Source organism: uncultured Parasphingopyxis sp. (assembly GCF_937129435.1).
Taxonomy (GTDB): domain Bacteria; phylum Pseudomonadota; class Alphaproteobacteria; order Sphingomonadales; family Sphingomonadaceae; genus Parasphingopyxis.
This window is the reverse complement of the sequence record NZ_CAKZNF010000067.1, coordinates 1-9,923: the sequence shown is the minus strand read 5'-3', so window position 1 is coordinate 9,923 and position 9,923 is coordinate 1. Positions and strand designations below refer to the sequence as shown.

The following is a 9,923-nucleotide window of genomic DNA, read 5'->3' as shown; positions in this document are numbered from 1 at the left end:
ACCATATAGGGTATCCTCTGGCTCCCCACAGGAGACCGAACCATGGACAACCCATCCCCCCTCGCCGCCGATCCCTTACGCGTGGAGGCGGGAACAGTGCGACTTCTCAAGCGGAGCGATCGAAGCGTGCTGGCCCCCGCTTCGCGTCAAGCAGGTGTCAAGCAAGTGTCAAGCAGGTGTTACCTTTGGGCGCGGATGGCGGGGTTCGATTTGCGCCAGATCAAGGTATCGAACGACAGCCCCATGCAAACTCCGCCCCATTTCGAGAAGGGAACATGCCAATGACCGATACCGAACAGGCCCGCGTAAAGCTGGCCGAAATGCTGGAAGAGCTGCAGGCGCGCGAGGCGCATCTGGCGCGCGACATGGATGCACCGCCGAGCGCCGATTCCGAAGATCGTGCGAGCGAGGAAAGCGACGACGAAGCGCTCGAGGCGCAGGGGCGGCTGGTCGCGGCGGAGATCGCTTCGGTCAAACGCGCTCTCGCCCGGATCGAGGACGGGACCTATGGCGAATGCGTGCGTTGCGGCGGCGAAATCGCGCCCGCCCGCCTCCAGGCCCGGCCGGAAGCGGCGCTCTGCATCGACTGCGCCAGCCGCGAGGGATAGGCGCCGGCGGGTTCAGCACATTTGAGGGTCGCCCTGAGCCTGGGCGATGATCCGCTGTTGCCGGCCGTCGTGCAGCACGAATCCATTCTCGTCGATCGTGCCGGGGATGGTAGCCGAAGCGCCGTGCGGAACGATGCCCAGATTCTTGCGTCCCCGGCGTGGCGGCCAGGAGACCCTGAGCGCGATGTCCTCGCCGATGTCGTTGGTGAAGGTGATATTCGCGCCGGGGCAGATCAGCCAGGGTTCCATGCCTTCGCCATTGGCGACCCGCTCGACGTCGGGCGCGGTCACGACGAGTTTTTCCGACAGTGTCGGCGATTTTTCGGCTGTGTCTCCATCGCTGGCGGCGATATCGCCTGCCACGGCGGCCGTTTGCGTCGAGGGCTCGGCCGGCGCGAGGAACTTCCACGCCAGCAGGCTGGCGGCAAGCGCCAGCCCCAGGCCGCCAATCGCCATGGCGATCCGGTTGCGCCCCTTGCGCCTTTGCTTCCGGGCCATCTCTCCGGCGAAATGCGCGATCTCCGAAACCGCGTCGCCCTTGGGCCGGTATACGCTCAGTCCCTTGAGATAGGATGGGAGGTCGCCGATCGCGGCACCGCCGACCAGCACCGGGAGCAATCGGCCTTGCGGGTTGGGCCAGTGCCTTTCGGCCATCCCCAACTCGGTGAGCGTATAGCGGCCTTCCGCCACGGCGGCGGGCGAACACAGGAAGATCATCACGTCGCTACTGCCGATCCGCTGCCGAATGACCCGGTCGTAATCGTCCGAAGCCCTCAGCCTCTCTTCGTCGTAAAAGACGTCATGCCCGTTTTGCCGCAACCGCGCCTGGATGTCCTTGGCCAGCGACTTGTCGTCGCTCGCATAGGACAGGAAGATTTTTCCCATCTATCGCGTCCCCCCTGCGGCCGATCCTATCATGACAATCGCTATTGCCGAAGGGGAGAATGTTCCGATCCGGGGTAGTGCGTGGTTGCCGGGCGGTGCACCCGATTGGCGATTGCTGTCGCCGCTGGTTCCGCAGGGACGCGCTTGATCGAAGACCTGTTGGCAGTGCAGGCGATAGAACGCAGTACTGATGACCCTGGCCAAGCATGGGAGAAGGACATGATCCGAATATGGACAATGGCGTTCGCCGCTTTGCTCGCACTGGCCGCGCCGCCCGCCTTCGCGCAGCAGCCGGCGCGCGAACCCTCGGCGCAGGCGGTCGAACAGCTGCGTCATGTCATCGGAACATGGGATGCGACGACCGAATTTATCGGGCCGGACGGGACCGTCACCTATACCGGCGAAGGGCAGTATCGGTTCGAATGGGTGGTCCCCGACCGGATCGTTTCCGGTGTCAGCACGATCCCGGCGCTCGACCAGATATCGGCGATTCTGTTCTTCGTGCGGCCCGGCCGGGGCGAGATCGAGATGGCGTCGGTCGGCGGCGACGGGCATCTGTGGCGGATGATCGGCCCGGACGACAGCGAGACACGGACGACGCCGAACACCGGAATGGCGGACGGATCGACGATGATGCTGCGCTTCACCCGGTCGGACGTGACGCCGGACAGCTTCCGCTCGCGGATGGAGATCTCCACCGATGGCGGCGAGACGTGGCGGCCGGGCAATCGCCAGCGCTTTACGCGGGCGCCTGCCGGATAGACAGGCGGCTATGGCGCCGGCGCCGCATCCCCGGCAGCCGCTTCGCGCACAGTCCCGCGCGCGACGAGCGCCGTGTTGCTGATCTGCCAGCGCAATTGCCGCTCGCTCGCACGGGGGACAGGTGCGTTAGACGATCGTGCCGACAGCGGCAATCGGGAAGATGCTCAGCCGCACCATCCGCTGCGGCGCCCGCCCGCATAGCGCCGGGCGAGGCCCTCGGAGACGAGCATCATGCCGAGCGAGCGGCCGTCGCGGCTGACGATGGCGAGCGTCCGGCCGTAGCGGTCGGTCCCGTCCCGATCGAGTGCGAACGGCCCGGCATTGAGAAGCTCCCGCAGCCGCATCTTGGCGGCATGGCCGAGCCGCTCCTCCTCGGCGCAGCGCGCCGGATGGAGTTCGGGGGTGTCGATATCGGCGATACGGACCTTCTCGCCGCCGATCCAGAAGGTGTCGCCATCGACGACGCAATCGATCCGGGGAGCGGAGCCGCACAGCGCGAACTGCGTGCTATAGGGCGCGGCGGCGGTGGAAGTCGCCGTGCCGCTCAACAGATTGCCGGCCGCGCCGCCCGGCCTGAAAAAGGGCAGGGCGAGCAGAAGCAGGATCGCGGCGATCAGCGCGATCATCACGATATAGGGCGGCTCGAGCCGGTCGCCGCCGCCGCTCCGGCCACGGCGCGACAAGGATCGCCTTTTCCGGGGCGCATGGCGGCGCCATCGCGGATTGTGATCGTAGATCGAACGCGGCCTGGCCATGCCCGCCATCATGTTCGCGGAACACTGAAAAGGCGTTAACCGACTGGTCCGTTGCGGCGCCGAAACGGAGCGTCTGGCGGCGGGCTGCTTGCGTACAAAAAGGTTCGCATTGAAAAGCGATCCCGCCCATGGTCAGGAAAGGCAGAAAAGGAACGATCATGAAGCCCCATGCCATCACAATCGCCATCTTCTCAGCTCTGGCGGCGTGCACATCGCCCGCCACGGGCCAGGAAGACGCCGAAGCGCCGGCCGAAGCCACCGTCCAGGCCGACGATCCCGGTGCCATCGCCGACGCCGAGGCCGAGATCGCCGCGCTCTACGAGGATTGGGAGAATGTCGACAATCTGTCACCGCCGCTGCCGCTGTCGCCGAGATTGTCGACGCTGTTTGCGGAGGAGCGCGCCGCTGTCGAGGCCGATCCCGACCAGATCTCCCGGCTCGATTTCGCCTGGGTCATTGCCGGGCAGGACGCGGAGATCAGCGATCTCGAAGTAACCCATGACATGGCCGGGCCGGACACGCTCCACGTCACGGCCTCCTTCGCCAATTTCGGTACCCCGACAAAGGTCGTCTATATCTTCGTGCGGCAGAACGACGGCGAATGGCTGGTCGACGACATCCGGCCTGACGATCCCGACGGCGCGCCGATCTCGGTCGCGCAACTGCTTTCCGATTGATTGACGCGCGCGGTTCGTCTCTCGACTCCCACGCATCGGCGTATAGCCGCCCCGCCGGTTGAACTTCGCTGCTGCCCCTGACGTTGGCGGCAATGTCAGACCGGACAAGGAGGATTGACGATGCGTACCCAACTGATTTCCGCGGCCGCCGCGATGGCGCTGGCCATTCCGGGCGCTGCCCTCGCCGATACGCCCGCCGACGCCGACATACTCTACAGCCCCGTCGGCGGCGTCGAGAACAACCACTGGTTCGACTATCAGACGGACCTTCTCGAAGCCGAGTCCGAGCTTCGCAGCGATCTTGCGCGCGCCACAGACGAAGACGACGTTTTCGATGCCCGCGCCGAATATCGCGCCGAGCTGGCCGATGCGATGCACGATTATCAGAAGGAAATGATCGAGGACGGCTATCCGATCGGCCGCGTCATCGTCGGCGACTGATCGAAGATTCCCATCGGGTGAAAATGAGGGGCGTGCCGGATTGGCGCGCCCCTTTTTCGTCACGGACCTGCCCTGCCGGATTATTTTCATCGCAGGATCGGGGCGCTTCGTCGACGATCCAACGCAAAAGCGTATGTTGTATGAGGTTCACGAAACCGCCGGGGCTTGCGGTCGTTCTTTCGTTCGACGCTCTCATGGGGCGCAGTTGAACAAGGAGTGACACCCATGCGTATCAAGATGCTTTCCATGGCCGCTGCCGCCGCGACCCTTGCCGCGGCTCCGGCCGCCGCCGCGCCGCCGGCCCATGCGCCGGCCTGGGGCTATCACGCCCAGTCGAACGCGGCTGCCCAGTCGGCCTTTTATCAGCGTCGCGACAGGCGCGGTTATAACGGCCGGGTATGGCGCGATGATCGCGGCCGTTATCGCTGTCAGCGCGAAGACGGCACGGTCGGCCTGCTGGTCGGCGGTGCTGCCGGCGCGCTTCTCGGCCGCGAGATCGATGGCGGGCGTGATCGCACGCTCGGCACCATCCTTGGCGGTGCCGCCGGCGCATTGCTGGGTCGCGAGATCGACCGCAGCGATTCGCGCTGCGAATAACCGGCAATGAACCGACGATACTGATCCCGGTCAGGCGACCGGGATCAGTATTTCGTTGCGGCGCAATTTGCCCGGAATGAAGGGCGAATTGTAGAAAGCGTATTCGGGCGGCCCTGCGGGGCTCAACTCATTTGCCGCCATCCATTCACGCAAAGCCGCCTCGCGATTGGCGAGATCGGCCTCATCGGGCGTCCCGCCGAAACGGATCGCCGCCATGCGCCGGGCCGGAATATCGGCGATCGCGACGCCCTCGGGCGGCTGGGGCAAATCCACTCTGCGATATTTGGACGGCATGATGAAGCGCGTCCGCCAATCTCCGCCCTCGCTCCGATCGCAGAGCACCGGGGCCGTCATCGCAATTTTCGCGCCCGGGCGAGACCGGGCGAAGATATAATCGGCAAGGATCCGAAACCCGTTGCCGAACGCCGTTTCCCGATGACCGGGCTGTTCCGTCTCCGCCACGATCAGCGGCAGATATTCGCGCAGCGCGAAATGCCCTTCTTCGACCAGCAGGTCGTAATCGGGCTTTTCGGTGTTGCGTTCGTGCAGATAATAGGCCGCCGCCGCCACGGCCGCTGTTCCTGCCGCCGCTGCCGCAATCCATTTCGCCTTGCCCATATCCGTCTCCGCTGCCGGTCCGGACGGGCCATAGCAGCTTATAAAACCGCCGCAAATTCCCGATTGCCCGCAAAGGCCATCCGCTCGACGCCGGAGCGTGCGACGAGGGCCAGCAGGTGATCGACCCGCTCATAGCGCGCTGACCCGTCGGCTTCGAAGACAAGCAGGCCGTTGCCGTCGGCCGCGACACGCTCCAGCCGCGCTTCCAGCTCTGCGTCGCCGATCGGTGTGCCGTTCCACAGCACCGCCCCTTCGGGGAGGACGGTCAGCCGCTCGCTGGGCGGCGGCGTGCCTTCCGCGGCCGGTTGTCCGGTGGGTAGCGTGACGGGGACCTTGTGGGTGACGATCGGCAGGGCGATGATGAACATGATCAGCAGCACCAGCATGACATCGATCAGCGGTGTCATGTTGATATCGCTTCGCGGCGCGCCGATAGTGACGGTGGAAATTGCGGCCATGGCGTCTCTCCCTCTGTGTATTGATGTGATATCATAACATAAGAGAGGTGCCTGCGCCAGTTCCGGCGGAGTCAGGGAGAGTGGAATGAGCGATGAGAATCATGTCGATCCGGGCCGGGCGCATTTCGATGCGTTCAAGGCGCTCGATCGCGACGCGCCGATCGAGATGTTGAACCTGCTGCGCTTCAAGGAACAGGCGGACTATCCCGACGGGCATCCGCTGGCCGGCGAAGGGCTGAGCGGGGCAGAGGCCTATGCGCGATATGGCGAGCATAGCGGCCCGGTCTTCCGCCGTGTCGGCGGAACGGTGGTCTGGTCGGGAAGGCCGGAAACGCTGGTCATCGGGCCGGAGGACGAACGCTGGGACGCCGCCTTCGTCGCGCGCTACCCGACCGCGCATGCCTTTCTCGAGATGGTCAGCGACCCGGATTATCAGAAAGCCGTCGTCCATCGCCAGGCGGCGGTGCAGACCTCACGGCTGATCCGCCATGCGCCGCGCGATGCGGGCAAGGGTTTCGCTTAGAAGAAGCCGCCGCCGATCCAGAGCCGGATGATGCCGATCGCAAGGACGACGATGGCGAGATTGCGCCCTTCGTTGCGGCTCGACAGCAGGCCGAGCAGCAAAGCCGCGCCGCCGAACGGCAGCATGATCCAGTTCACCCAGCCGAAAAAGGGAATCATCCCGGGAATGACCAGGAGCGCGGCGAAAAGACCGACAAAGATGGACAGGACGTTGAGCATTTGCAGGGACTCCCGAGCAACAGTTCCAGCGTATTATTGATATAGATCACCGGAAACCCGCGACAAGGGTCTCCGGCCACATAATCATATTGCCAAAACGTCGAAAAGCTGCTGATCTTGCTCCGCAATCTGCCGGGTCGCATCGGTGAGGGGAATGACAATGCGATCTGCCTTTATTGCGCTTGCGGCCGTGGCTGCCCTGTCGGCCTGCAACTCGGCGAACGAGGATGCGGAAGGGGCAGGCGAGGCGTCCGAGTCGGAATCCGAAGCGGCCGAACCGACTGCCACGCTGCCCAATGGCGAACCGGCCTATCCCGGCCTCGATCTGACGGCGGTGGAAGACACGGGCGTCAATGGCGACATCCATCTTGTGAACTTCGAGACCGAAGCGACGCTCGACGAGGTCTTCGACTTCTACCGAACCGCCTATCTGGAAGGCGGCTATGAAATCGAATCGAGCACGATCAACGTGCGCGATGAAGACGCCGGTACCAATAGCAGCTTCTCCGTCGGCCCCTGGCAGGACGGTACCCGCGCTTCGATGAGCCCGGGCGGCGCGCAGACAGGTTTCGACATGAGCCGCGAATATGGCGAAGGCTTTCCCGCCTATCCCAATGCCGAGGCCGATTCGGTTCAAGACAATATCAACGGCGATTACCGGTCGGTTTCTTTCGAGACGTCCGATTCGGTGAGCGATGTCTATGATTTCTACCGCGAGGCACTGGCCCGGAGCTTCTCGGTCGACGCCATGAGCCTTCGTGCGGAGAACGCCGAAACGGAACGGACAATCACGCTCACCATCCTGCCGCGCTACAACAGCGATGGCGCGCGGGTCAGCCTTGCGGTTCGCGATCCGGCTCTCGAGGCGTCGGCCGGCGGCGAATGAGAAAAATGAAGAAACGGTAAAAAATTTGGCGGTTAACCAAGGTTTTGAACGCTTTGGTAACCTTTGCGCGCGAAAAACGGCATGATTGACGCAGGGAGCAGCGCATCATGACGGTTTCAGTTCGCAAAAAGGTTAACATGTTGGGTCGGGCCGGCGCCATTGCGCTGGCCATGACGCTGGCCGCGTGCGGCACGGGCGCCAGCGAGACCGACGCCGAAGCGATCGACGAGCAGATCCTCGGGGAGGCAGACAATAGCGATCCGGCGCTGACCGCTGCGCTCGAAGACCAGATCATGGTCGATACCGACCTTGCCGGTCAGTCGAACGCCAATTCGGCGCTTCCCAACGATTCGATGGGCGGCGCGCCGGTTCCCGACACCTTCTCCTCGATGACGGCCGACCAGCGTGCGGCGCAGCGGGCGATCTCCGAAGGCCGTCTGCTCAGCGCCCCGGCGGCGCGGCAGGCGACGGGCGACGAATGCGCCAGCGGTTGCGGCGCCGGCCAGAGCGCGGCGCAGGGCGAGACCACGCTGGGCGAGCTCGCCTCGAACCAGCAGAGCGGCCCGAGCGGCGAAAGCTGCTCCGGCGCCGGCGTCGAATACAGCATGGCCTATGCCGATCGCATGCCGGTCGCCTTCCAGGTCTATCCGCGCGCCGAAGTCGCCGAAGCGGCGGGCAATGACGCGCCCGGATGCCGGATGCGCGTCGTCAGCTTCCGCACGCCGGCAAGCATGGATCGGATGATCGACTGGTATTATACCCGCGCCATGCGCGCCGGCTATTCGAGCGAACACCTGATCCGCCATGGCGACCACGTACTCGGCGGCTATCGCGAGCGCGACGAGGGAGCCTATTACATCATCTTCGCCGAGCGTTCGGATGGCGGCACGGATATCGACATCATCGCGAATAACGGAAGATAGGTTGTCAGAACCTCGCTAGCGCGAGGTCGCCGCACCAGCCCGCACCCCCACCCGGCCTCCCATTCAGGATACTCCGGCATTATGTAGGAAGCGCACCAAGCCATGCGCGGGGGTCTGACCCGTGGGGTGGTTAGGCTTCGTTGTCGCTCTTGTAGTCGGTGTCTTTCAGCAACCTGCCTTCTTTCGCGAAGAAATCTTCCCAGCGGATGATGTATGTTTGTTGGCGCCGGACAGGTCGCTTTCTCGGCTCTTCGCGGGGGAGGCTGTCCGGCGTATGGGGCACGAAATAGGATATTTCAGCCCTGACCAAGAGCGCGGCTTCGTCCAACTGCACTTTGGTCCACTGAGCGTCAGATGGAATGACTTGAAGGGTGATTTGCTGCCCCGGCCCAATCTCACACCGAGATTTGTTAGGCTGGAACTTCGGCACTTTGGCGTCTTTTTGGATCGGGTAGCTGCTCAGTTCGACGCTGGTATAGGCGTCGAACTGAGCAGGCGTGTGGCCGAAGTTTTTAACGAACACATTAACAATATAGGTTTCGTCCAGATCTTGAATCCAAGCCCGATCAAAGAACAAGTAGGCGTTCAATTCCCATTCGGCGTTCCGCCTAGTTTCCAAATTGGAGCGCTCCATGGCAGCGGTGGCGCCGCTGGTGTCCTCCACAGCTTTCCGAGTGAGCATAACCTGCCACAGCAGAAGGCAGGTGCCGATAATGGTGGTCAACGCGCCGACCGCCGAAACAAGCAGCAGCCAGAACGCCCATACCGACATGGACTCTTGGGCCGCGAGATCGCGCGCCTCGCGCTCTTTGCCATTCTCGGGATCGGGGCCGCTGGTTACGCGTTCAGCAAACTCGGGCAGTCCCGCTCTATCGCGGTCAATTTGGGATGGCTGGCGGTTGCTGTCATTGCCATTCCGGTTGCCTCCTATTGCGGACTGATTGCTATAATCGGGAGCGTATAACGCGCCGGTAAAGGCTCCCAGCCCCAAACAAACGAATGCTAGGACTCCGATAGATGCAGCGAAGAGCAGCCGATAGCCTGTAGGCATTGCAACAAAAACACCGCTGTAAATTTACCCCGGCTGATCTTGTTCTTTATATTCGGCACAGAGTCCATAACCCCTATATCCGCCAGCTTCCCGACTAACTCCGCATAGGTCACGTTCCGGCGCTTCAGTTCCGCTTTCAGCATCCCCTTAACCCGGTCTTCCCACTCCTTTTCCTGCACTGGCATTGCGTATCTCCGATGGTGAATAAAGTCACCATACACGATACTTTAGGCATTGACAACGATACCATAGGTCACTATCTAAGATACCAAGGTATCGGAGATCATGACCATGACACAGCACTTCCTTCTTTCGGCCAAAGCCCGGACGATCAGCCTGAAGGCTGTGTTCACCATGGGCGAGGATAAGGCTTATGAGACGTTTTGCGGCCTTCGCTGGCCGGAAACGGAAGGCGAGGCGGTTTGCCCTCGTTGCGGCTGTGTCGAGACTTACGACATTTCCACGCGTCGCAAGTTCAAGTGCGTTGCCTGTCACCACCAGTTCAGCGTCACCAGCGGCAC

The 9,923-nt window shown here is 63.1% G+C and carries 16 protein-coding genes; 9 read left to right on the top strand and 7 right to left on the bottom strand.

Annotated features, from left to right (window positions below):
- Positions 1-281 precede the first annotated feature (281 nt).
- Entirely contained in the window at positions 282-608 is a 327-nt protein-coding gene (locus Q0139_RS11360) for a TraR/DksA family transcriptional regulator (protein WP_298021810.1), read from the top strand.
- A 12-nt stretch (positions 609-620) separates the two neighbouring features.
- Here the strand turns inward: Q0139_RS11360 and Q0139_RS11355 are convergent, their stop codons facing one another.
- Entirely contained in the window at positions 621-1,493 is an 873-nt protein-coding gene (locus tag Q0139_RS11355; RefSeq protein WP_298021807.1) for a toll/interleukin-1 receptor domain-containing protein, read from the bottom strand.
- Positions 1,494-1,712: 219 nt separating this feature from the next.
- On the opposite strand from Q0139_RS11355, the gene Q0139_RS11350 reads away from it, so the two are divergent.
- Positions 1,713-2,255 (top strand): hypothetical protein, encoded by a 543-nt coding sequence (locus tag Q0139_RS11350; RefSeq protein ID WP_298021804.1) that lies wholly within the window; start codon positions 1,713-1,715, stop codon positions 2,253-2,255.
- Between the two features lie 164 nt (positions 2,256-2,419).
- Here the strand turns inward: Q0139_RS11350 and Q0139_RS11345 are convergent, their stop codons facing one another.
- Positions 2,420-2,938 carry a thermonuclease family protein gene (locus Q0139_RS11345; protein ID WP_298021801.1) on the bottom strand — a complete coding sequence of 173 codons (519 nt, stop codon included), beginning with the start codon at positions 2,936-2,938 and terminating at the stop codon, positions 2,420-2,422.
- A 230-nt stretch (positions 2,939-3,168) separates the two neighbouring features.
- Between Q0139_RS11345 and Q0139_RS11340 the strand changes: the two genes are divergently transcribed.
- From Q0139_RS11340 to Q0139_RS11330, 3 genes are all read left to right on the top strand, one after another.
- On the top strand, positions 3,169-3,687 hold the full coding sequence (locus Q0139_RS11340) for a hypothetical protein (RefSeq protein WP_298021799.1): 519 nt from the start codon (positions 3,169-3,171) through the stop codon (positions 3,685-3,687).
- A gap of 120 nt (positions 3,688-3,807) precedes the next feature.
- Entirely contained in the window at positions 3,808-4,128 is a 321-nt protein-coding gene (locus tag Q0139_RS11335; RefSeq protein WP_298021796.1) for a hypothetical protein, read from the top strand.
- 225 nt (positions 4,129-4,353) lie between these two features.
- A complete protein-coding gene (locus Q0139_RS11330) occupies positions 4,354-4,725 on the top strand; it encodes a glycine zipper 2TM domain-containing protein (protein ID WP_298021793.1) in 372 nt (123 codons plus the stop codon).
- Positions 4,726-4,755: 30 nt separating this feature from the next.
- Here the strand turns inward: Q0139_RS11330 and Q0139_RS11325 are convergent, their stop codons facing one another.
- Both Q0139_RS11325 and Q0139_RS11320 read right to left on the bottom strand, forming a co-directional pair.
- The gene (locus Q0139_RS11325) at positions 4,756-5,343 is read right to left on the bottom strand and encodes a heme-binding protein (RefSeq protein ID WP_298021790.1); all 588 of its coding nucleotides are present in this window, start codon (positions 5,341-5,343) and stop codon (positions 4,756-4,758) included.
- Positions 5,344-5,381: 38 nt separating this feature from the next.
- Complete coding sequence (locus Q0139_RS11320) at positions 5,382-5,801, bottom strand: biopolymer transporter ExbD (RefSeq protein WP_298021787.1); 420 nt, start codon at positions 5,799-5,801, stop codon at positions 5,382-5,384.
- An 85-nt stretch (positions 5,802-5,886) separates the two neighbouring features.
- On the opposite strand from Q0139_RS11320, the gene Q0139_RS11315 reads away from it, so the two are divergent.
- The gene (locus Q0139_RS11315; RefSeq protein ID WP_298021784.1) at positions 5,887-6,324 is read left to right on the top strand and encodes a DUF1330 domain-containing protein; all 438 of its coding nucleotides are present in this window, start codon (positions 5,887-5,889) and stop codon (positions 6,322-6,324) included.
- Here the strand turns inward: Q0139_RS11315 and Q0139_RS11310 are convergent.
- Complete coding sequence (locus tag Q0139_RS11310; protein WP_298021782.1) at positions 6,321-6,542, bottom strand: hypothetical protein; 222 nt, start codon at positions 6,540-6,542, stop codon at positions 6,321-6,323. The genes Q0139_RS11315 and Q0139_RS11310 overlap by 4 nt on opposite strands.
- A 160-nt stretch (positions 6,543-6,702) precedes the next feature.
- Between Q0139_RS11310 and Q0139_RS11305 the strand changes: the two genes are divergently transcribed.
- Complete coding sequence (locus Q0139_RS11305; RefSeq protein WP_298021780.1) at positions 6,703-7,428, top strand: hypothetical protein; 726 nt, start codon at positions 6,703-6,705, stop codon at positions 7,426-7,428.
- Between the two features lie 137 nt (positions 7,429-7,565).
- Positions 7,566-8,351: a hypothetical protein gene (locus tag Q0139_RS11300; RefSeq protein WP_298021777.1), complete on the top strand. Its 786-nt coding sequence runs from the start codon at positions 7,566-7,568 to the stop codon at positions 8,349-8,351.
- Positions 8,352-8,481: 130 nt separating this feature from the next.
- Here Q0139_RS11300 and Q0139_RS11295 read toward each other — a convergent pair whose 3' ends face one another.
- On the bottom strand, positions 8,482-9,342 hold the full coding sequence (locus Q0139_RS11295) for a hypothetical protein (protein ID WP_298021775.1): 861 nt from the start codon (positions 9,340-9,342) through the stop codon (positions 8,482-8,484).
- Positions 9,343-9,353: 11 nt separating this feature from the next.
- The gene (locus Q0139_RS11290; protein WP_298021772.1) at positions 9,354-9,587 is read right to left on the bottom strand and encodes a DUF6471 domain-containing protein; all 234 of its coding nucleotides are present in this window, start codon (positions 9,585-9,587) and stop codon (positions 9,354-9,356) included.
- A 106-nt stretch (positions 9,588-9,693) separates the two neighbouring features.
- Here Q0139_RS11290 and Q0139_RS11285 point away from each other — a divergent pair.
- Positions 9,694-9,923: transposase (locus Q0139_RS11285; protein ID WP_298021812.1), on the top strand; the 230-nt coding region annotated here is incomplete at its 3' end.

What these genes read in the sequence shown, in the direction of transcription:
- Q0139_RS11360 (WP_298021810.1), top strand. Translation starts at nt 282, where the DNA reads ATGACCGATACCGAACAGGCCCGCGTAAAGCTGGCCGAAATGCTGGAA.
- Q0139_RS11355 (WP_298021807.1), bottom strand. Translation starts at nt 1,493, where the DNA reads ATGGGAAAAATCTTCCTGTCCTATGCGAGCGACGACAAGTCGCTGGCC.
- Q0139_RS11350 (WP_298021804.1), top strand. Translation starts at nt 1,713, where the DNA reads ATGATCCGAATATGGACAATGGCGTTCGCCGCTTTGCTCGCACTGGCC.
- Q0139_RS11340 (WP_298021799.1), top strand. Translation starts at nt 3,169, where the DNA reads ATGAAGCCCCATGCCATCACAATCGCCATCTTCTCAGCTCTGGCGGCG.
- Q0139_RS11335 (WP_298021796.1), top strand. Translation starts at nt 3,808, where the DNA reads ATGCGTACCCAACTGATTTCCGCGGCCGCCGCGATGGCGCTGGCCATT.
- Q0139_RS11330 (WP_298021793.1), top strand. Translation starts at nt 4,354, where the DNA reads ATGCGTATCAAGATGCTTTCCATGGCCGCTGCCGCCGCGACCCTTGCC.
- Q0139_RS11325 (WP_298021790.1), bottom strand. Translation starts at nt 5,343, where the DNA reads ATGGGCAAGGCGAAATGGATTGCGGCAGCGGCGGCAGGAACAGCGGCC.
- Q0139_RS11320 (WP_298021787.1), bottom strand. Translation starts at nt 5,801, where the DNA reads ATGGCCGCAATTTCCACCGTCACTATCGGCGCGCCGCGAAGCGATATC.
- Q0139_RS11315 (WP_298021784.1), top strand. Translation starts at nt 5,887, where the DNA reads ATGAGCGATGAGAATCATGTCGATCCGGGCCGGGCGCATTTCGATGCG.
- Q0139_RS11310 (WP_298021782.1), bottom strand. Translation starts at nt 6,542, where the DNA reads ATGCTCAACGTCCTGTCCATCTTTGTCGGTCTTTTCGCCGCGCTCCTG.
- Q0139_RS11305 (WP_298021780.1), top strand. Translation starts at nt 6,703, where the DNA reads ATGCGATCTGCCTTTATTGCGCTTGCGGCCGTGGCTGCCCTGTCGGCC.
- Q0139_RS11300 (WP_298021777.1), top strand. Translation starts at nt 7,566, where the DNA reads ATGTTGGGTCGGGCCGGCGCCATTGCGCTGGCCATGACGCTGGCCGCG.
- Q0139_RS11290 (WP_298021772.1), bottom strand. Translation starts at nt 9,587, where the DNA reads ATGCCAGTGCAGGAAAAGGAGTGGGAAGACCGGGTTAAGGGGATGCTG.